Annotated in this window: 13 protein-coding genes and 1 pseudogene; 11 read left to right on the top strand and 3 right to left on the bottom strand. The window is 70.1% G+C overall.

Features of this window, described 5'->3' with window-relative positions; genetic code table 11:
• Positions 1-30: 30 nt before the first annotated feature.
• From putA to GE300_RS03780, 7 genes and pseudogenes are all read left to right on the top strand, one after another.
• Entirely contained in the window at positions 31-3,534 is a 3,504-nt protein-coding gene (putA, locus tag GE300_RS03810; RefSeq protein WP_154445073.1) for a bifunctional proline dehydrogenase/L-glutamate gamma-semialdehyde dehydrogenase PutA, read from the top strand.
• Positions 3,535-3,601: 67 nt separating this feature from the next.
• Positions 3,602-4,792 carry a M24 family metallopeptidase gene (locus tag GE300_RS03805; protein ID WP_154445071.1) on the top strand — a complete coding sequence of 397 codons (1,191 nt, stop codon included), beginning with the start codon at positions 3,602-3,604 and terminating at the stop codon, positions 4,790-4,792.
• A gap of 2 nt (positions 4,793-4,794) precedes the next feature.
• Complete coding sequence (argE, locus tag GE300_RS03800; protein WP_233416758.1) at positions 4,795-5,955, top strand: acetylornithine deacetylase; 1,161 nt, start codon at positions 4,795-4,797, stop codon at positions 5,953-5,955.
• A 192-nt stretch (positions 5,956-6,147) separates the two neighbouring features.
• Complete coding sequence (locus tag GE300_RS03795; RefSeq protein WP_233416757.1) at positions 6,148-7,248, top strand: ABC transporter ATP-binding protein; 1,101 nt, start codon at positions 6,148-6,150, stop codon at positions 7,246-7,248.
• 105 nt (positions 7,249-7,353) lie between these two features.
• On the top strand, positions 7,354-8,469 hold the full coding sequence (locus GE300_RS03790; protein ID WP_154445067.1) for an extracellular solute-binding protein: 1,116 nt from the start codon (positions 7,354-7,356) through the stop codon (positions 8,467-8,469).
• Positions 8,470-8,565: 96 nt separating this feature from the next.
• Complete coding sequence (locus GE300_RS03785; protein ID WP_154445065.1) at positions 8,566-10,299, top strand: ABC transporter permease; 1,734 nt, start codon at positions 8,566-8,568, stop codon at positions 10,297-10,299.
• 12 nt (positions 10,300-10,311) lie between these two features.
• Positions 10,312-11,157: pseudogene (locus tag GE300_RS03780) on the top strand (ABC transporter permease); the annotation flags it as partial.
• Between the two features lie 73 nt (positions 11,158-11,230).
• Here GE300_RS03780 and betA read toward each other — a convergent pair.
• Both betA and betI read right to left on the bottom strand, forming a co-directional pair.
• Positions 11,231-12,919, bottom strand: a complete 1,689-nt coding sequence (gene betA / locus GE300_RS03775; RefSeq protein ID WP_154445061.1) for a choline dehydrogenase — start codon at positions 12,917-12,919, stop codon at positions 11,231-11,233.
• The gene (gene betI / locus GE300_RS03770) at positions 12,916-13,491 is read right to left on the bottom strand and encodes a choline-binding transcriptional repressor BetI (RefSeq protein WP_154445059.1); all 576 of its coding nucleotides are present in this window, start codon (positions 13,489-13,491) and stop codon (positions 12,916-12,918) included. The genes betA and betI overlap by 4 nt, the downstream gene beginning before the upstream one ends.
• Before the next feature lie 251 nt (positions 13,492-13,742).
• Here betI and GE300_RS03765 point away from each other — a divergent pair, with 251 nt between their 5' ends.
• The 4 genes from GE300_RS03765 to GE300_RS03750 all read left to right on the top strand — a co-directional run bounded on the left by GE300_RS03765 (position 13,743) and on the right by GE300_RS03750 (position 18,161).
• Positions 13,743-14,672 carry a dihydrodipicolinate synthase family protein gene (locus GE300_RS03765; RefSeq protein ID WP_154445057.1) on the top strand — a complete coding sequence of 310 codons (930 nt, stop codon included), beginning with the start codon at positions 13,743-13,745 and terminating at the stop codon, positions 14,670-14,672.
• Entirely contained in the window at positions 14,669-15,394 is a 726-nt protein-coding gene (locus GE300_RS03760) for a ribonuclease activity regulator RraA (RefSeq protein WP_154445055.1), read from the top strand. Before GE300_RS03765 ends, GE300_RS03760 begins: the two co-directional genes overlap by 4 nt.
• Positions 15,395-15,495: 101 nt before the next feature.
• Positions 15,496-16,635 carry a fumarylacetoacetate hydrolase family protein gene (locus GE300_RS03755; protein WP_154445053.1) on the top strand — a complete coding sequence of 380 codons (1,140 nt, stop codon included), beginning with the start codon at positions 15,496-15,498 and terminating at the stop codon, positions 16,633-16,635.
• Between the two features lie 17 nt (positions 16,636-16,652).
• Complete coding sequence (locus tag GE300_RS03750; protein ID WP_154445051.1) at positions 16,653-18,161, top strand: aldehyde dehydrogenase (NADP(+)); 1,509 nt, start codon at positions 16,653-16,655, stop codon at positions 18,159-18,161.
• 821 nt (positions 18,162-18,982) lie between these two features.
• Here the strand turns inward: GE300_RS03750 and GE300_RS03745 are convergent.
• Positions 18,983-21,787 carry a glycosyltransferase gene (locus GE300_RS03745; RefSeq protein WP_154445049.1) on the bottom strand — a complete coding sequence of 935 codons (2,805 nt, stop codon included), beginning with the start codon at positions 21,785-21,787 and terminating at the stop codon, positions 18,983-18,985.
• Between the last annotated feature and the right edge of the window lie 8 nt (positions 21,788-21,795).

Here is a 21,795-nt window from a genome sequence, read left to right as displayed (position 1 = left end):
GCGGCCGGGTTCCGTACAAGGAGGATGAAGATGCCCGCCACCGGCACACCGCGCGACAGGATCAGGGACGACAGGCTTGCGGACGCCGCGGCCGTGCTGGCCCGGCTGGCGCGGGAGGCGCCGGTCGGGCAGGATCTGCGCGACCGCGCCCATGCCCGTGCCATCGACCTTGTGCGCGACATCCGCGAGCGGTCGCGCCCCGGCCTGATGGAGGTATTCCTGGCCGAGTACGGGCTTTCGACCGAGGAAGGCGTCGCGCTGATGTGCCTGGCCGAGGCGCTGCTGCGGGTGCCCGACGCCGATACGATCGACGCGCTGATCGAGGACAAGATCGCGCCCTCGGAGTGGAGCGCGCACCTGGGCCATTCCAGCTCGCCGCTGGTCAACGCCTCGACCTGGGGGCTGATGCTGACCGGGCGCATCCTGCGCGAGGGCGACGGACCGGCATCGGTCCTGCGCGCGGCGATCAGGCGCCTGGGCGAGCCGGTGATCCGTACTGCCGTGGGCCGCGCGATCCGCGAGATGGGGCACCAGTTCGTGCTGGGCCGCACGATTGACGAGGCACTTGAGCGAGGCCGTTCAAGCGGCGGGAAAGGTTACACGTTTTCCTACGACATGCTGGGCGAGGCGGCACTGACCGCGAAGGACGCGCAAGGCTTCATGGACGCGTATTCCGAAGCCATCGCCCGGCTGGCGACGACCTGCGAAAGCAAGGACATACGGGACAATCCGGGGATCTCGATCAAGCTCTCGGCGCTGCATCCGCGCTACGAGACCGGGCAGCATGACCGGGTGATGACCGAACTGGTGCCGCGCGTGCTGGAACTGGCGCGGGCCGCCAGCGCCGCGGGCATGGGGCTGAACATCGACGCCGAGGAGGCCGACCGACTGGAACTGTCGCTCGACGTGATCGAGGCGGTGCTGACGGACGACAGCCTCACGGGCTGGGGTGGGTTCGGCGTGGTGGTGCAGGCCTATGGCAAGCGCGCGGGCGCGGTGCTGGACTGGCTGCACGCGCTGGCCGCGCGGCTGGACCGGCGGATCATGGTGCGGCTGGTCAAGGGCGCCTACTGGGACACCGAGATCAAGCGCGCGCAGGTCGAGGGGCTGGCCGGCTTCCCGGTCTACACCCACAAGGCCGAGACCGACGTGTCCTACCTGCATTGCGCGCAGAAGCTGCTGGGGATGACCGACCGGATCTATCCGCAGTTCGCCACCCACAACGCCCATTCGGTCGCCGCGATCCTGGCGATGGGCGCGGACAGCGCGTCCTACGAGTTCCAGCGCCTGCACGGCATGGGCGAGGCGCTGCACGACCGGGTTCTGGCCGCCGAGGGCACGCGCTGCCGGATCTATGCACCGGTCGGCGCGCACCGCGACCTGCTGGCCTACCTGGTGCGGCGGCTGCTGGAGAACGGGGCCAACAGCTCGTTCGTGAACCAGATCGTCGACGAGACGGTGCCGCCCGAGGCGGTCGCCGCCGATCCGTTCGACGTGCTGGCGCGGGTCGAGGGGCACGCCGGGCCGGTGACGGCGCCTGCCGACCTGTTCCGCCCCGAACGCGCGAACGCGCGCGGGTGGGAGCTGCGCGAGCCGGACGCGCTGGACGATATCGACGCGGCGCGCAGCCCATGGGCCGATCACCGCTGGCAGGCGGGGCCGGTCCTGGCCGCGGAGGTGACTGGCGGCGAAGCGCACGAGGTTCGCAATCCCGCCCGCCCGGATGACGTTGTCGGCCAGGTGGTGCAGGCGAACGAGGCCGATCTCGGGGCCGCGCTGGCCGCCGCCGCGCCGTGGACCGAAAGCGCCGCGCAGCGGGCCGCGGTGCTGAACCGCGCCGCCGACCTGTACGAGGCGAATTTCGGCGAGATCTTCGCCCTGCTGGCCCGCGAGGCCGGCAAGGGCCTGCCCGACGCCGTCGCCGAACTGCGCGAGGCGGTGGATTTCCTGCGTTACTACGCGGCGCGCGGCGAGGAGCTGGCCGACGCCGCGCCCTGGGGCGTGTTCACCTGCATCTCGCCGTGGAACTTCCCGCTGGCGATCTTCACCGGGCAGATCTCGGCGGCGCTGGCGGCAGGCAACGCGGTGCTGGCGAAACCGGCGGAAGCGACCGGGCTGATCGCGCACCGGGCGGTCGAGCTGCTGCACCAGGCGGGCGTGCCGCGCCATGCGCTGCAGCTGGTGCCGGGCGCGGGCCGCAAGGTCGGCGTGGCGCTGACCGGCGATGCGCGGGTCGGCGGCGTGTGCTTCACCGGCTCGACCGCCACGGCGCAGGCGATCCACCGGGCCATGGCCCCGGTGCTGCGCCCGGACGCGCCGCTGATCGCGGAGACCGGCGGGCTGAACGCGATGATCGTCGACAGCACCGCCCTGCCCGAGCAGGCGGTGAAGGACATCGTCATCTCGGCCTTCCAGTCGGCGGGTCAGCGCTGCTCGGCCTTGCGGGTGCTGTATGTGCAGAAGGACATCGCCGACAGCTTCACCGAGATGCTGCTGGGCGCGATGGACGAGCTGCGGCTGGGCGATCCGTGGCGGATCTCGACCGACATCGGGCCGGTGATCGACGCCGACGCAAAGGCGAAGATCGATGCGCATGTCGCGGCGGCGAAGGCCGAGGGGCGGCTGGTGCATCAGGTCGCGGCGCCCCGAACCGGCACCTTCGTCGGTCCGGCGGTGATCCGGGTGAGCGGCATCGGCGACCTGGCCGAGGAAATCTTCGGCCCGGTGCTGCACCTTGCCACCTACCGCGCCGAGGACCTGGACAGGGTCGTGGACGCGATCAACGCTTCGGGCTTTGGCCTGACGTTCGGGATGCACTCGCGGATCGACGACCGGGTGGACCAGGTGACGCGGCGACTGAAGGTCGGGAACCTCTACATCAACCGCAACCAGATCGGCGCCATCGTCGGCTCGCAACCCTTCGGCGGCGAGGGGCTGTCGGGCACCGGGCCGAAGGCGGGCGGGCCGAACTACGTGCCGCGCTTTACCCGGCGGCCCCTGCCCGGGCACGCGGTGCCCGAAGGACCCGCGGCCGATCCGGCACAGGTGGCCGAGGCGCTGCGCACGGTCGACCGTCCCGACGGACAGGTGCTGCACGCGCGCAGCCTGCCCGGCCCGACGGGCGAATCAAACCGGCTGACCGAGGTCGGGCGCGGCGTGATCCTGTGCCTCGGCCCGACGCTGGCGGATGCCCGGGAACAGGCGCGGATCGCCGGCGAGAACGGCTGCCGCGCCGTCGTCGCGGTGCCCGGCTGCGTGCCGCCGGGGGTCGACGGCACGCTGCCGCGCGACGCGCTGCGCACGCTTGCCGGGTTCGACGGGGTCGCGCTGTGGAGCGCCGAGGACGACCTGCGCGCCGCCCGCGTGGCGCTGGCGGCGCGCGACGGCGCGCTGATCCCGCTGCTGACCGGGCCCGACATGGGGCCGCGCTGCCGGCTGGAGCGTCACCTGTGCATAGACACCACGGCCGCGGGCGGAAATGCAACGCTGCTGGCGCAGGCAGGCCGCGAGGTGCCGCAGACGATTGACGCCTAGGGCGGGTCAGGCGCTAGGGTGGCAGGCGGCCGTCGCCTTGGACCGCCGAGCCACCCATAGGTTTGCCATGACCGAGGAGCCCTTCCGCGCCCCGTTCCCGGCCGCCGAGTACCGGCGCCGGCTGGACAAGACCCGCGCCGCGATGGCGGCGCAGGATCTGGACGTGCTGTTCCTGACCGACCCGTCGAACATGGCGTGGATCACCGGCTATGACGGCTGGTCCTTCTATGTGCACCAGGGGGTGCTGGTGCTGCCGGACCAGGACCCGGTCTGGTGGGGGCGGTTCCAGGATTCGAACGGCGCGCGCAAGACCGTGTGGATGGACGAGGACCGCATCCTCGGCTACGCCGACAACTTCGTGCAGTCGCGCGAGCGGCACCCGATGCAGGACCTGGCACAGGCGCTGCGCGATCTGGGTCTGGGCGGCGCGCGGCTGGGGGTCGAGGCCGAGAACTACTATTTCTCGGCCCGCGCCTATCTGACCCTGCTGGAGTCGCTGCCCGAGGCGACGCTGATCGACGCCACCGGGCTGGTGAACTGGGAACGCGCGATCAAGTCGGACGAGGAGATCGCCTTCATGCGCAAGGCGGCCGCGATCGTCGAGCGCGCCGTCGACGGCATCATCGAGCGGGTCGAGCCGGGGCTGCGCAAGAACGAGCTGGTCGCCGACATCATGCACGACCTGATCGACGGCGTCGGCGACGCCTGGGGCGACTATCCGGCGATCGTGCCGCTGCTGCCCAGCGGCGAGTCGGCCTCGGCGCCGCACCTGACCTGGAACGGCTCTCAATTCCGCACCGGCGAGATCACCTTTTTCGAACTGGCGGGCTGCTACCGCCGCTATCACGTGCCGTTCTGCCGCTCGGTGTTCCTGGGCAAGCCGCCCGAGCACATCCTGCGCGCCGAGGCGGCGCTGGTCGAGGGGCTGGAGGCGGGGCTGGACGCCGCCCGCGCCGGCAACCGCGCCCGCGACATCGCCCAGGCGCTGGCCGCGCCGCTGGAGGCCGCCGGCATCCGCCGCGGCGCGCGCTGCGGCTATCCGATCGGCCTGAGCTACCCGCCGGACTGGGGCGAGCGCACGATCTCGCTGCGTGCCGAGGACGACACCGTGCTGGAGCCGGGGATGACCTTCCACTTCATGCCCGGCCTGTGGCTGGAGGACTGGGGCATGGAGATCACCGAAAGCATCCTGATCCGCGACGGCGGCCCGGCCGAGTGCTTCTGCGACCGCCCGCGCGCGCTGGTGGTGAAGGACTGAGCATGGACAGGCTGCTCGACGACAGCATCGCGATCCTGGACGAACTGATCGCCTTTCCCACCGTCTCGGCCGACTCGAACCTGGGGATGGTGGCGCACCTGGCGCAGCGCCTGTCCGACGCCGGCGCGCGGATCGAGCTGAGCCACGACGACGGCGGCACCAAGGCCAACCTTTTCGCGAGCCTCGGCCCCGAGGCAGACGGCGGCGTGGTGCTGTCGGGGCACACCGACGTGGTGCCGGTCGGCGGCCAGCCCTGGACCGGCGATCCGTTCGCGATGGCGGCGCGGGACGGCCGGCTCTACGGTCGCGGCACCTGCGACATGAAGGGGTTCATCGCCGCCGCCGTGGCGCTGCTGCCGCAACTCGACGGCGACCGGCTGCGCCGGCCGCTGCACTTCGCCTTCACCTATGACGAAGAGGTCGGCTGCCTCGGCGCGCGGCAGCTTGTCGAGCACCTGCGCGCGCGCGGCCTGCGTCCCGCCGCCGCGATCATCGGCGAGCCGACGGGGATGCGGGTGGTCGAGGGCCACAAGGGATGCCACGAGTACACCACCCTGTTCACCGGGCGCGAGGGCCACGGCTCGGTCCCGGAGCGCGGGGTCAACGCGGTCGAGATGGCCGTGCGCTACGTGCACCGGCTGCTGGCACTGCGCGACGAGCTGATCGCCAGCGCACCCGAGGGCAGCCGCTTTGCCCCGCCCTGGACCACGGTCAACGTCGGCCGGATGGCCGGCGGCACCGCGCACAACGTCATCGCCGGCGAGGCCGCGGTCGACTGGGAGATGCGCCCGGTACGCGCCGAGGACGCGCGCCACGTGCGCGACGCGCTGGAGGCCTATTGCGCGCAGGTGCTGCTGCCGGCGATGCGCGCGGTCGCCCCCGAGGCGCGGATCGAGACCCGGGTGATCGGCGAGGTCGCCGGGCTGGAGCCGGCGGACGACAACCTCGCGCGGCGGCTGGTCAGCGAGCTGACCGGGCAGGACGGCGCCGAGCTGGTGCCGTTCAGCACCGAGGCCGGGCTGTTCCAGTCGCTGGGAACCCATTGCGTGGTCTGCGGCCCCGGCGAGATCGCCCAGGCGCACAAACCCGACGAGTTCGTCGAGATCGCCCAGCTGGCGCGCTGCTGCCGGATGCTCGAGGGGCTGGCCGTGAACCTGACCTAGGGTCATGCGTCTCGATCACGCCGCCGCGCCCCGGATACCCCTGTAAATAATTAATAACTTCAATGAGTTGATCCTTGCCGTTCAAAAGTAATGCGAACCGGCAAGAGACTGTTGTCAATTTGGCAAAGATCGTGGCAGGCTTTGGAAAACAAGCGACGGTCGGACAAGCTGACAGTCCAACACGGAGACAACTTGACACAGCAAGCGCCCCACGATGATTTCGTGGTCTTTGACCGCGTGCAGAAAAGCTACGACGGGGAAATCCTCGTCGTGAAGGATCTCAACCTGTCGATCGCAAGGGGCGAGTTCCTGACCATGCTGGGCCCCTCGGGGTCGGGCAAGACCACCTGCCTGATGATGCTGGCCGGGTTCGAGACCGCGACCCACGGCGACATCCGGCTTGGCGGCAACGCGATCAACAACATCCCGCCGCACAAGCGCGGCATCGGCATGGTGTTCCAGAACTACGCGCTGTTCCCGCACATGACGGTGGCCGAGAACCTGTCGTTCCCGCTGGAAGTGCGGAACATGGGCAAGGCCGAGCGCGAGGGGAAGATCACCCGCGCGCTGGACATGGTGCAGATGGGCGCCTTCGGCGGCCGCCGCCCGGCGCAGCTTTCCGGCGGCCAGCAGCAGCGCATTGCGCTGGCCCGCGCGCTGGTGTTCGAGCCGGAGCTGGTGCTGATGGACGAGCCGCTGGGCGCGCTGGACAAGCAGCTGCGCGAGACGCTGCAGTTCGAGATCACCCGCCTGGCGCACAACCTGGGCATCACCGTGGTCTACGTCACCCACGACCAGACCGAGGCGCTGACCATGTCCGACCGCGTCGCGGTGTTCGACGATGGCCGGATCCAGCAGCTGGCGTCGCCGGACACGCTGTACGAGCGCCCCGAGAACAGCTTCGTCGCGCAGTTCATCGGCGAGAACAACACCCTGTCCGGCACGGTGGTCGAGCTGGCCGACGGCAAGGCGACGGTGCGTCTGGACAGCGGCGACGTGATCGCGACCACGGCGGTGAACGTCTCGGCGGCGGGCGACCGGACGCTGGTCTCGGTCCGGCCCGAGCGCGTCGAGTACAACGTCGAGCGGATGAAGCCCGACGCGTTCCGGCTGCAGGCCGAGGTGCTCGAGTTCATCTACATGGGCGACATCTATCGCACGCGCGTGCGCGTCGCGGGCAATGATGACTTCATCATCAAGACCCGCAACGCGCCCGACCAGCGCCGGCTGAAACCGGGCGAGACCATCGAGATCGGCTGGCTGCCCGAGGATTGCCGCGCGCTGGACGCGTGACCCATTTGCCCCGCGGCCGCCGCAGGCGCGCCGCGGGCCGGGATCCGGTGGCCAGCCCGTGCCGTCGGACCCGACACAACAGCAACGGGCAACCGGGAGATCTACATGAAACTGAGCAACATGCTTCTCGCTTCGATTGCACTGGCCTTCGCGGCCGGCGCGGGCGGTGCGCAGGACATGACCGACGACATGACCCTCGTGTCCTGGGGCGGCGCCTATCAGGCCAGTCAGCAGAAAGCCTATGTCGAGCCCTACCTTGCGGATAATCCCGAGGTAAGCGCCGTCTGGGACGAAAGTTCGCCCGAGGCGGTGGCCAAGCTGCGCGCGATGAACGAGGCCGGCAACATCACCTGGGATCTCGTCGACGTGGTGGCCTCGGACGCCATCCGCCTTTGCGACGAAGGCCTGGCGATGGAGGTCGACCATGACGAGATCCTGGCCCCTGCCCCGGACGGCACGCCGGCATCCGAGGATTTCGGCGATCTGATCGTCAGCGACTGCTTCATACCGCAGATCGTCTATTCGACCACGTTCGGCTATCGCTCGGACGTCGAGGAATGGGGCGGCAACGAGCCGCAGGATGTCTGCGCCGTCTTCGACCTGGACACCTTCCCGGGCCAGCGCGCATTGGAAAAGCGCCCGATCAACAACCTGGAATGGGCGCTGCTGTGCGACGGCGTGGCCAAGGAAGACCTGTACGACGTGCTCGAGACCGAGGAAGGCCAGCAGCGCGCCTTTGCCAAGCTCGACACGATCAAGGACCAGACGATCTGGTGGTCTGCTGCGGCCGAGCCGATCCAGGCGCTGGCCGACGGCGAGGTGGTGATCGCCTCGACCTATAACGGCCGCCTGTTCTCGGCCATTGCCGAGCAGGATCAGCCGATCAAGATGCTGTGGGATGCGCAGGTGTTCGACCTGGACGGCTGGATCATCCCCGAGGGCCTGCCCGAGGATCGGCTGGCGCGGGTGAAGGACTTCCTGAACTTTGCCACCGATACCCAGCGTCTGGCCGATCAGGCCGCGTACATCTCGTACGGCCCGGCCCGTGCGTCGTCCGCCCCGATGGTCGGCAAGCATGCCGACCTTGGCATCGAAATGGCGCCGCACATGCCGACCAATCCGGAAAACGCCAAGAACACCATCCTGTACAACTACGAATGGTGGGCTGATTACCGCGACGATCTGGACGCCAAGTTCCAGTCCTGGCTGGCTCAGGGCTGACCGCCGGATGTGACACCTGCAGGGGCCGCACGCCGGCCCCTGCTCCGCCGCCGGACGGGCGGCCAGAACGACAAAGCGGAGCGACAGGGACAGATCATGGCCGACGTCACCGACGCGACGACTGCCCGCAGGGCACCCACGCCGGACGATGCCGCACGGCTTGCCGACAGCGATCAGTCGGGACCGATGCTGGCCGCCGACGGCCGGCCGCTCAAACAAAGCCTGCAACGCGCGCTGCGGCGCGAGAAGCTGCGCGCCCTGATGCTGATCGCACCGCTGCTGCTGTTCGTGCTGGTCACCTTCATCGCCCCGATCGCCGACATGCTGTTCCGGTCGGTCGAGAACCAGATCGTCGGCAACACGCTTCCGCGCACAGTCGAAGCGCTTGCGGACTGGAACGACGACGCCGAGGAACTGCCGCCCGAGCCGGTCTTTCGCGCGCTGTTCTTCGACCTGTTCCTTGCCGCCGAGGCCAAGGCGCATACCCGGCTGGGCTCTCGCTTGAACTACGAGACAACCGGAATTTCTTCACTGTTCCGCTCGTCGGGGCGGAGAATGGACGACGTGGCCGAGCCGTTCCAGGACGTGCTGGAACAGGCGGACCCGCAATTCGGGGATGGCGCCTTCTGGTACCGGCTGATGACCGGCGAAGGCGATGCCGACACATCGCTTCTGAACGATCAGCGCGAGCGCCTTGCCGCGCTGACGCGCGAGGGTATGGGCGGCGATATCGGCTTCGCACCCTCTGCCGAGATCGCGGCGCTTCTGCCGCGCGCTGCCAGGGAATATTCCGCCTTCGCGCTGTTCACCGCCAGGATCGACAATGACGTTGTCGCCGAGGAAGACCCGTGGGAATCCGTCTATGTCGCGCTGGCGCTGGACCTGCAGGACGGCGGTGCCGAGCGCGTGCAGTCCTATGCCGGACCCGGCGCCGACGCACTGCAGGCGGCGGCCGCGAATGCGGACCAGCTGCCGGTGGTGGATTTCCGCGAGGCGTTCATCGAAGTCGATGACGGCTGGGGCGATCGCACGAACTGGGAGACCATGAAGACCTACAGCCCGCCATTCACCAGCGGCTATTTCCTGAACTCGGTCGATCTGCAACTGACCGCCGACGGGGTCGAGGCCCGCGAGGAAAACCAGCGCATCTATGTCATGCTGTTCCAGCGAACCATGTTCATGTCGCTGGTCATCACCTTTTCCTGCATCCTTCTGGGCTATCCTGTGGCGTGGCTGCTGGCGAACCTGCCGATGCGCACCGCCAACCTGCTGATGATCCTGGTGCTGCTGCCGTTCTGGACCTCGCTGCTGGTGCGCACCTCGGCCTGGAAGGTGCTGCTGCAGCAGCAGGGGGTGATCAACGACACGCTGGTCTGGCTGGGGATCGTCTCGGACGGCGGGCGGCTGGCGCTGATCAACAACCAGCTGGGCACGATCATCGCGATGACGCACATCCTGCTGCCGTTCATGATCCTGCCGCTGTACTCGGTGATGAAGACGATCCCGCCGACCTATCTGCGCGCGGCGAAATCGCTGGGCGCGACGAACTGGACCGCGTTCTGGCGGGTCTACTTCCCGAATTCGGTGCCGGGGATCGGCGCGGGCTCGATCCTCGTGTTCATCCTGTCGATCGGCTACTACATCACGCCGGAACTGGTCGGCGGCACCACCGGCGTCTTCATCTCGAACCGGATCGCCTATCACATCTCCAGCTCGCTGAACTGGGGTCTGGCGGCGGCGCTGGGCACGATCCTGCTGGCCGCGGTGCTGGCGCTGTACTGGGTCTACGACCGCATGGTCGGGATCGACAACGTCAAGCTGGGGGGCTGAGCGATGTCCGCACTTCCGCCGTATGCGACGCCCGGCCAGCGCGTCTGGTTCTATTCCTTCCGGGTGATCTGCGGGCTGATCTTCTTCTTCCTGATCGCGCCGATCATGGTGATCATCCCGCTCAGCTTCAACGCCCAGGACTTCTTCACCTTCACCCCCGAGATGCTGGCGCTGAAGCCAGAAGGCTATTCCCTGAAGCACTACAAGGACTTCTTCACCAACAGCGACTGGCAGGCGGCGCTGTGGAACTCGCTGCGCATCGCGCCGATGGCCACGCTGCTTTCGGTCAGCTTCGGCACGCTGGCCGCGATCGGTCTCAGCCAGACGCATGTGCCGTTCCGGCGGACTATCATGGCGATCCTGATCTCGCCGATGATCGTGCCGCTGATCATCTCGGCCGCCGGCATGTACTTCTTCTACAGCCGGATCGGGCTGCAGGGGACCTACCTGGGTGTGGTCCTGGCGCATGCGGCGCTTGGCATTCCGTTCGTGATCATCACCGTGACGGCGACGCTGGTCGGGTTCGACCGGTCGCTGACCCGGGCCTCGGCCAGCCTGGGCGCGGACCCGGTGCGCACCTTCTTCAAGGTGCAGATGCCGCTGATCCTGCCGGGCGTGATCTCGGGCGGGCTGTTCGCCTTCATCACCTCGTTCGACGAGGTGGTGGTGGTGCTGTTCGTGGGCAGCGCCGGGCAGAAGACCCTGCCCTGGCAGATGTTCACCGGCCTGCGCGAGCAGATCAGCCCGACGATCCTGGCGGTGGCGACGATCCTGGTGACGGTGTCGATCCTGCTGCTGGCCACGGTCGAGATCCTGCGCCGCCGGTCCGAGCGGCTGCGGGGCATGTCGCCCGGCTGACCGGCGCCGTCCCCGCGCGGCGGGCGCCGGATGCCTGAGGCGGGGATACTTGCGGAAAGTGCAAGGCCCGGGCCTAGCGGTCGGCCTCGCGCCAGTCCGGCGCGATCCAGGGCTCGAGGTTCGAAGGCGGCAGCCGGCGCCCGAGGATGTGGTCGGCGGCCTTCTCGCCGGTCATGATCGACGGCGCGTTCAGGTTGCCGTTGGGGATGCGCGGAAAGATCGAGCTGTCGGCGACGCGCAGCCGTTCGACGCCGATCACGCGGCAGTCCGCATCGACCACCGCGCCGGGGTCGTCGCGCCGACCCATGCGGCAGGTGCCGCAGGGGTGGTAGGCGCTTTCGGCGTGTTCGCGGATGAAGGCGTCGATCTGCGCGTCGCTGTCGACCGACGCGCCGGGCTGGATCTCGGGGCCGCGGAATGCGTCGAACGCCGGCTGGGCGAAGATCTCGCGCGTCAGGCGCACGCAGTGGCGGAACTCGCGCCAGTCCTGCTCGGTGCTCATGTAGTTGAACAGGATCGACGGCGCCGCCGCGGGGTCGGGCGCGGTCAGCCGGACGCGCCCGCGCGCGGGCGAGCGCATCGGCCCGACATGGGCCTGGAAGCCGTGGCCGGCGACGGCCGCCCTGCCGTCGTAGCGCACCGCCAGCGGCAGGAAATGGTACTGGATGTCGGGGTACTCCACCCCCGCCGCCGAGCGCACGAAGGCGGCGCAGCCGAAATTGTTCGTCGCCCCCGGCCCGCGCTTGAGGAACTGCCATTTCAGCGCGACCAGCGCCTTGCCGAACAGGTTCCAGTGACGGTAGAGCGTGACCGGCTGCGTGCAGGCCTGCTGGATGTAGACCTCGAGATGGTCCTGCAGGTTCCGCCCCACGCCGGGACGGTCGGCCAGCGGCGCGATGCCGTGCTCGGCCAGGTGCGCCGCGGGACCGATGCCCGAGAGCATCAGCAGCTTGGGCGAGTTGATCGCCGAGGCCGCCAGGATCACCTCGGCGCGTGCGCGGACCACGCCGCTGCGGCCGCGCCGCGACACCTCGACGCCGGTGGCGCGGCCCTCGGCGACGGTCACGCGCCGCGCCTCGGCCCGCAGCAGGCGGCAGTTCGCCCGCCGCAGCGACGGGCGCAGGTAGGCGTTTGCGGTGGACCAGCGGCGGCCGCGCCAGACCGTCTGCTCCATGGTGCCGAAGCCTTCCTGCTGCCGCCCGTTGTAATCCGGCGTGACCGGGAAACCGGCCTGCCGCCCGGCCTCGACGAAGGCGTCGAACAGCGGCGTGTCGCGCGGCCCGCGGGTGACGTGCAGCGGGCCGTCGTGGCCGCGCCATTCCGGATCGCCGCCGCCGTCGGCGCCGTGCCAGTGCTCCATCCGCCGGAAATAGGGCAGCACGTCGGCGTAGGCCCAGCCGTCGGCCCCGGACTCGGCCCAGTGGTCGAAGTCGCGGGCGTGACCGCGTACATAGACCATGCCGTTGATCGACGACGAGCCGCCGATCACCCGGCCGCGCGGACAGGCCAGGCGGCGGCCGCCCAGGTGCGGTTCGGGGTCGGTGCGATAGCCCCAGTCGTAGCGCGGCATGTTCATCGGGTAGGACAGCGCGCCGGGCATCTGGATGAACGGCCCGGCGTCGGTCCCGCCGGCCTCGATCACCAGCACCGAATGGCGGCCATCCTCGGACAGCCGATGCGCCAGCGCCGCGCCGGCGGACCCGGAGCCGACGATGACGTAGTCGGCCTCGTCCAGCACCGGAAGCCCGGCCGCGCCGGTCATCGGCAGCCCCGCAACAACCGGTCGAGGTGGTCGGCCACAAGCGTACCGGGGTCGGCGGTATCCGCGCCCAGGGCACGGCGCAGATAGAGCCCGTCGATCAACGCGGCGATGCCGTCGGCCGCGGCGGCGGCATCGCGCGCCGGCATGAGCCGGCGCAGATCGTGCACCAGGTTGCTGCGCAGCCGGCGGTGGTACACATGCAGCAGGCGCCGGATCGGCGCCGAGGTCTGCGCCAGCACATAGAAGTTCAGCCAGGCCGCGACGACATCCGGGTGAAAGTTCGACGGGCCGAAGCTGGCGGCGACGACGGCGCGCAGCCGCGCCTGCGGCCCTGCGGCCGTGGCCAGCGCCTGCCGCACCTGCGCGCCGTAGAGCCCCAGGATGTGGCGCATCGCCGCCAGGAACAGCTGCTCCTTGCTGCCGAAGTAGTGATGCGCCAGCGCCGACGAGACGCCGGCGCGGCGCGCGATGCGGGCGACGGTGATGTCCAGGGTGCCGGCATCGCCGATCTCGCAGATGGTGGCGTCGACCAGCGCGGCACGGCGCCGGGCGGGAATGGCTTGGCGGGGCATGGGCGGGTCCGTTGCTGCACTTCGGGAAAGGCGCGACAATGCCGGAAATTGACTGACCCGTCAATCAATCAGATTCGCGGCGGCGGGAAAACGGCGTTGAAGCTGTTTGCGCACTAATATATTTGCTATCCGGTCGGTGCCGCCGCGGCGCCGGATGGTATAGAACCGGGACACGGCACGGCCGGCGGCGACTGCCCGGTCCAGACCGGGCGTATCCCGGGCGCAGTGCCGGTCGGCCCGTGGGAGGATCGATGACACGACGACTTCAGGACGCGCTTGCCGGCGTGTCGGGCATCCTCGCCACGCCTTTCGACGCCACGGGCGCGATTGCCCCCGAGCGCCAGATGTCGATCGTCGAGCGCGCCATCGCCGCCGGGGTGCAGATTCTGACCGCGAACGGCAACACCGGTGAATTCTACGGCCTGACCGTGGAGGAGGCCGAGGCGATGGTCGCTGCCGCCGGCGCACATGTCGACGGGCGCGTGCCACTGGTCGCAGGCGTCGGCCGCGGTATCCGTGACGCCTGCCGGCTGGCGAAGGCCTCGGCCGCCGCCGGGGCCGAGGCGCTGATGATCCACCAGCCGCCGGACCCGTTCGTGGCGCCGCGCGGGCTGAGCGACTATGTCTCGGCAGTAGCCGACGCCGGTGGCGGCCTGCCGCTGATCCTGTATCTGCGCAACGACCAGATCGGCACCGACGCGATCGCGGCGCTGTGCGCGCTGCCGGGCGTGGTCGGCGTCAAATGGGCCACCCCGAACCCGATGAAGCTGAAGGCGGCGATGGCGGCGGCGCCCGAGCACGTCGTCTGGGTGGGCGGTCTGGCCGAGGTCTGGGCGCCGGTCTTCTACGCGGTGGGCGCACGCGGCTTCACCTCGGGCCTGATCAACGTCTGGCCGGAGCGGTCGGTGGCGATCTCGGCCGCGCTGGAGGCGGGCGACTGGGACCGCGCGCAGGCGCTGATCGCCGACATGCAGGTGTTCGAGGACATCCGCGCCGAGGACCAGGGCGGCGCCAACGTCTCGGGCGTGAAGACCGCGCTGCGCATGATGGGCGAGGACTGCGGCGCCGCCCGGCCGCCCGCCGCCTGGCCCCTGACCGACCCGCAGGTGGACAGATTGCGAAAATTCATGATGGATAATGGCCTGCTGCGGCAGGCCGGCGAGAAAGGAACCCGCGAATGACAGACCACCCGCTCAAGGACGAAACCCGCGCCAGGCTGGAATCGGTCTCGGTCGCGACGCTCGCCACCGCGCTCTACAAGCGCGGGCTGCGCAACCAGGTGCTGCAGGACGTGCGCCCGGTGCGCCCCAAGGGCCGCAACATGGTCGGCCCGGCCTTCACCCTGCGCTACATCCCGGCGCGCGAGGACCGCAACCAGCTGTCCGAGTTCCGCAACCCCGAGCACCCGCAGCGCAAGGCGATCGAAGGCTGCCCGCCGGGTCATGTGCTGGTGATGGACAGCCGCAAGGATCCGCGCGCCGCCTCGGCCGGCGACATCCTGATCTCGCGGCTGATGGTGCGCGGCGGCGCGGGCGTGGTGACCGACGGCGGCTTCCGCGATTCGATGACCGTCGGCGCGCTGGAGATGCCAGCCTATCACTGCCGGCCTTCCAGTCCCACCAACCTGACCCTGCACGAGGCGATCGAGATCAACGGCCCGATCGCCTGCGGCGATGTGGCGGTGTTCCCCGGCGACGTGCTGGTCGGCGACGACGACAGCGTGATCGTGATCCCCGCGCAATTGGCCGACGAGGTCGCGCAGGAGGCCGTCGAGATGACCGCCTACGAGGATTTCGTGCAGGAACGGGTGATGGCGGGACAGCCGATCATCGGGCTCTACCCGCCGACCCAGGAGGAAAACCTGGCGCTGTTCGCCGAATGGCGCGAGCGCAACGGCCGCTGAGCGCCGAAGATCTCGGCCGCGGCGGCATTTTCCGGTCCGGACCGGTGGAAGTTCCGCAGCCGGTGGCATATCACCGGCCTTGAGCAGACCATGGGGGGAACATGATCCTGAACGACGACGAACGGGCCGGCCTGTGGCTGGGCCGTGTCTGGCGCGCGGATGTGGGCCCGTGCGTGGTGACGCTGCGCGACGGGCGGCTGTACGACATCACCCAGGCCGCCGCGCCAACCGTTCGCGACGTGCTGGAGCTGGACGATCCGGCCGCGCATGTGTACACCGCAACGGGCGAGGACATCGGCGCGGTCGAGGACTTCGCCGCCACCGGCGGCGCCGGCGACCAGGCCCGGTTCCTGGCGCCGTGCGATCTGCAGGCGGTCAAGGCCTGCGGCGTGACCTTCGCCCGCTCGATGGTCGAACGGGTGATCGAGGAGCAGGCCGCGGGCGATCCGGACAAGGCGGCGGGGATCCGCGCCAAGGTGTCCGAGATCATCGGCGACAGCCTCGACCGGATCGAGGCCGGCAGCGAACAGGCCGCGCAGGTCAAGTCCGAGCTGATCCGGCTGGGGATGTGGTCGCAGTATCTCGAGGTCGGCATCGGCCCGGACGCCGAGGTGTTCTCCAAGGCGCAGCCGCTGTCGGCGGTGGGCTGGGGTGCCGACGTCGGCCTGCACCCGGTGTCGAACTGGAACAACCCCGAGCCCGAGATCGTGCTGGCGGTGGACAGCCGCGGCCGGATCCTGGGCGCGACGCTGGGCAACGACGTCAACCTGCGCGATGTCGAGGGCCGCTCGGCGCTGCTGCTGGGCAAGGCCAAGGACAACAACGCATCGTGCGCGATCGGGCCGATGATCCGGCTGTTCGACGACGGCTTCTCGCTGGACGACGTGCGCCGGGCCGAGCTGGACATGCGCATCGAGGGCGCGGACGGCTACATGCTGGACGGCGCCTCGTCGATGAAGGAGATCAGCCGCGATCCCGCCGACCTGGTCGCGCAGACCATCGGCCGGCATCACCAGTACCCGGACGGGCTGGTGCTGTTCCTGGGCACGCTGTTCGCCCCGACCGAGGACCGCGACACGCCGGGACAGGGCTTCACCCACAAGACCGGCGACGTGGTCACCATCTCCTGCGCCGGGCTGGGCGCGCTGCGCAATACCGTCCGCCTTTCCACCGAATGCCCGGAATGGACCTTCGGCGCCGCGGCGCTGATGCGGAACCTGGCCGGGCGCAAACTTTTGTGACTGCAATCGAGGACGACATGAGCATTACCGGAAAGCACCTGATCGCCGGCGACTGGGTCGCGGGCGAGACGACCTTCACCTCCGACCCGGCGCATGGTCCCGCCCGCGACTACGCCGTCGGCACCCCCGAACTGGTGAACATCGCCGCCGAGGCCGCCGAGGAGGCGTTCTGGTCCTACGGCTACACCAGCCGCGAGGAGCGCGCGGCGTTCCTCGAGGCCATCGCCGACGAGATCGAGGCCCGCGGCGACGAGATCACCGAGATCGGCACCCAGGAAACCGGCCTGCCCGAGGCGCGTCTGCAGGGCGAGCGCGGCCGCACCACCGGCCAGTTGCGGCTGTTCGCCGAGCACATCCGCAAGGGCGACTACCTGGACCGCCGGCACGACGCCGCCCTGCCCGACCGGCAGCCGCTGCCGCGCCCCGACCTGAAGATGGTGCAGCGTCCGATCGGCCCGGTCGCGGTGTTCGGCGCGTCGAACTTCCCGCTGGCCTTCTCGACCGCCGGCGGCGACACCGCCGCCGCGCTGGCCGCCGGCTGCCCGGTGGTGGTCAAGGGCCACTCGGCCCACCCCGGCACCGGCGAGATCGTCGCCCAGGCGGTCGACGCCGCGGTGCGCGCCTGCGGGCTGCACCCGGGGGTCTTCAGCCTGATCCAGGGCGGCAAGCGCGACGTCGGCCAGGCGCTGGTGCAGCATCCGCGGATCAAGGCGGTCGGCTTCACCGGCTCGCTCGGCGGCGGCCGCGCGCTGTTCGACCTGTGCGCACAGCGCCCCGAGCCGATCCCGTTCTTCGGCGAGCTCGGCTCGGTCAACCCGATGTTCCTGCTGCCCACCGCGCTGGGCGCGCGCGGCGCGGACATCGCCAAGGGCTGGGCCGGCTCGCTGACCATGGGCGCGGGCCAGTTCTGCACCAACCCCGGCATCGCCGTGGCACTGGAAGGCAGCGACGCCGACGCCTTCGCCGAAACCGCGCGTGGTGCGCTGGAAGGCGCCGACGCGCAGACCATGCTGACCGACGGCATCGCCAGCGCCTACCGCGCGGGCCGCGACCGGATCTCGGGCGCCGCCGGCGTGCAGGAGGTGCTGACCACGACCTGCGATCTGCGCAACGCGACGCCCTACCTCTACCGCACGACGGCCAAGCAGTGGCTCGAGAACGAGGAACTGGGCGAAGAGGTGTTCGGCCCGCTGGGCATGATCGTCACCGCCACCTCCGAGGCCGAGATGCAGGAAGTCGCGCGCAGCCTGCACGGCCAGCTGACCTGCACGCTGCACATGGACGAGGCCGACACCGCGCTGGCCCGGTCGCTGATGCCGGTGCTTGAGCGCAAGGCCGGCCGGCTGCTGGTCAACGGCTTCCCGACCGGCGTCGAAGTGGCGGATTCGATGGTCCACGGCGGGCCGTATCCCGCCTCGACAAACTTCGGCGCGACCTCTGTCGGCACGCTGTCGATCCGGCGCTTCCTGCGCCCGGTATGCTACCAGAACATGCCCGACGCACTGCTGCCGCAGGACCTGCAGTAACGGGTCAGGGCGGCGCCCCGGGGCGCCGCCCGCCAGCCGGTGCAAGCTCTTTCGCCGGATCCCGAAGTGTGTCCGCCGGAGACGTTCGGCTTCGGTGTGCGTGGCGACGCCGGCGAGTGCGCCCGCTGCGCGCGGCGCGCTTTCCCTGCCCGCTCGGCTCGACCGCGCGGCCGTCTGCGCCGGCCCGCAGCGCGCGCCGGACCCTTGCGATATCCGCTTGACCGCCTCTGCCGGGCGGACCGCCTCGCCGGGCTCTGCCGAACGGCGGGCAGGGTCGCCCCCGTCCAGTCATCGGGTGACAGCCGGTCCTGCTCCGCGCCCTGCTGCTGCGCAGAGCCGGCATCCTGCGCCCGCGCAGCGCGTCTTTCTTCGTACCGTTCCACCGCTGCTGACCCGAATGGCACCCCAAGCTGGCGTGGAGCGAATCGGGAACCTGGCGCAAAGGACACCTTCTGTCGCCAGGATCATCGGCGCGGTCCACCCCGGCTGACGCCACCTCTGCACGCCACCCCACGTTGTCTGCGTAACGGCTGGCGTGCGCGACTGGCCCGAACTGCCCGGCGTACCCTGCGGTCTGCGGTCCGGCACCGGCCGGAAGAAGGTTCAAGGGCGGCTGGACGCGACCAGCGACGACACGCACCTATCGCCCCGACCCGCAACTCCCGCGGATGATTGTCGCGCCCGCTTCGGACATCCCGGCAGGCTGGCCGGTCCGGCGGCGGTGCCCCGGCGCCGGGCGGCGTGCCCGGCCCGCGACCGGGCTCGCGCCCGACTGCCTGCCCTTCGCGAAAGATGGGCCCGGCGGCGCCAAGAGGCGGCGCTCAGTCCGGCGCGTAGCTGGGATCGTCCGGTATCGCCCGGATGCATCTGGCCCGGACCCAGCCGAAGTGCATGGATCCGCCTTCCGGCACCCGGCTCTGGATATAGAGCGCCATGGTCGGAGAACCGCTGTCCACGGCAAGTTCGACCGGAACCGGCTGGCCCGGCGTCAGTGACAGCCAGTCGGTGCCGGCGTACCAGCAGCGGTCATGGCTGCGGCCAAGGGCATCGCCGTCGAGCAGCGAGACCGGCGCCAGAAAGGCGCGCACCTCCGCCCCGGTGGACTGCGCGCTTTCAAGCGCGAGGCTCAGCTGCACCCGCCCGCCGCCGAAAAAGCCAAGACCGGTGATCTCGGCGGTGGTCAGGCGGTCGGCCTGCGGATGGATCAGGACGAACCCCGCCTCCGGCGCGCAGTCCACCATCGGATAGCGCGTCTGTTCGGCATCCGGGGTCCGATCTGCCACGCGCACCCGGTCCGCTGGCTCGACCTGCACCTTGTGCGGGCTGTCCCAGCCGCCGAACCGGCCGGCATTGTCGAACAGCTCGTGCACGAACGTCTCGGAGATGCCCGGGTCGCGCAGCTCGAGCAGGTCGTGCGCGCCGAGCGACCATTTCGCGAATCGCATCATCGCCTGTTCGGACAGCTTGAACCGCAAATAGGGTTCGGTCAGGACGAAACTGCGCTCCCAGACCAGCCGCAGCAGGATCCGGCCGGCCTGCCGGCGGCACTGGGCCAGGTCGGCGCAGTGCGCGCGCAAGATGCTTTCGATCAGGTCGAAGACGGTGAAGATCTCGAGCGCACGGCGTCCGGCGCTGCGGGTGATCCGCCCGGCATCGTGGCTGCGGTGGCGGTAGAGCGGGTCGGCGACATAGGCCACCCGCGGCTGTTGCAGCACCGTCTTGTAATAGACCGGGTGGTCCTCGAAATGCAGCCCGGTGTCATAGCGCACCCGGTCGAACAGATGCGCCGCGTAGAGCTTGTTCCAGGCGCTGGGGTACATCGACGCCGCCACCTCGGGAGTGATCTCCAGCAGGCCGTCGTGCAGCCGGGAATAGACCGGCGGATTGTCAAGGAAACCGCTGGTCTCGGCGACCACCGTGCCGTTGGCATCGATGTCGGCCACGCCGCACAGCGCCATGTCGCATCCGCCGGCCTCGGCCGCCGCCGCCAGCCGCGCCAGCATGTCGGCATCGAGGCAATCATCGCTGTCTACGAACGAGATCCACCTCCCCCGCGCACGGTCGAGGCCGGTGTTGCGCGCGGCCGAAAGCCCATGGTTGCGCTGATCGATCCGCAGGAACCGCGGATCGGCGGCGGTGAACCGGTCGATGATCTCGGGCGAGGCGTCGGTCGAGCCGTCGTTGATCACCAGAACCTCGAGATCGTCCAGGCTCTGGTCGCGGATCGACTGCAGGCAGGTCTCGAGGAACGGCTCGACATTGTAGACCGGAACGATGACGCTGACCTTCGGCGCCTCGCCGTTCCGGAGCCGGGGCAGATCCGCGGCCCTGGCGGGGCGGGCCCTGGGCGCGGCGGGCGGCAGCCGGTAGTGATCCGCGATCTCGTCCAGCAGGTCGAGATAGCGCGCGGCGAACGCGCTGCTGCTGAAGCGCGCGGCATGAAGGGCACGGTTCTGCTCGCCAAGGTGCGCCCGGTCGGTTGCCGGCGTCGCCCGCAGCTCGTCCAGCGCCGCGGTCAGGTCCGCCTCGTGGTCGAACAGCCGGATCCCACGGCTCAAGCCCTCGAAATGCCGGTTGCCGCCGGTGCGCGCCGCGAGGACCGGCAGCCCGGCCGACAGCACTTCCAGCAGCATCAGATCGAAGTATGTCTGCTCGTTCGGCAGGATGAACACGTCGGAGGCGGCCAGCAGGTCCTGCGGCCGGTCGGTCCAGCCGGCCTCGATCCAGCGCGGGTGATCCGGGGTGGGCAGCGGGCCTTCGCGGCCGCCCACAAGTACCCGGCTGGAGGGGTCCGCCTCCAGCATCGCCAGCCCGGCGCGGGTCAGCAGGTCGTAGCCCTTCACCCGGTTGTGCCGGCCCAGGTAGCAGGCGGTGAAACCGTCGCCCAGACCGAAGCCCGCGCGCAGCGCCGCCCGGTCGCCCGCCGGCGGCAGCGCGGTGACGCCGGTGGGCAGGAAGCGGACGTCGCGTTGGCCGAACAGTGCGTCGAAGCCGGGCAGCGTTGCGCGGTACGGCTCCATCGCCTCAGGACAGGGGAACACCAGGACGTCGGCCAGCTGGAAGGCGTGCAGGTCCAGCTCGAGGTGGTTGTGATAGTAGAGCTCGCACGCCGGCGCCGGCGCACCTTCGGCATAGGCTTTCTCGGCCCATTCCCGGGCCGGTGCCTCGGGGCAATGGCTGGTCAGCACCAGCTTGACGCGGTGGCGGTGCCCCAGGCAGGTCAGCGTGTTGTGCATCTTCACCGCGTCGATCGTGGTGTGCACGTGGATCAGCGTGCGGTCCTGCGGACGCAGCCGCGGCAGGTGCCGGGCATCCACCTGCATCAGGTCCGGCCGGGCCAGGAACGCGGCCTCGCGCTCCAGCCGCTCGGCGGCCTGCCGGCTGGCGGCACCGGGATCGCACACCACGCGCTCGAACAGCGCGCCGGGCGCAGGAGCCCCTGCCGGTTCTTGCTCGCGGGTCAGAAGGTCGACCGCATCCGCCCGCCCCAGCTGCTCCAGCCCGGCCGCAAGGTTCGCGAGGTACCCCGGCGGCCCGCCGGCGCGGATGTGGAGCGGCCAGTCGAAGTAGATGGCGTGGCGCGGCGTATCGGAGGCCGTCAGGGCGGTGAAGTCGGTGTGACGCATGTTCCCGT

It is taken from the genome of Halovulum marinum (genome assembly GCF_009697225.1).
Classification (GTDB): Bacteria; Pseudomonadota; Alphaproteobacteria; order Rhodobacterales; family Rhodobacteraceae; genus Halovulum; species Halovulum marinum.
The sequence above is the reverse complement of the archived record's forward strand: the minus strand, read 5'-3'. Positions and strand labels throughout refer to the sequence as shown.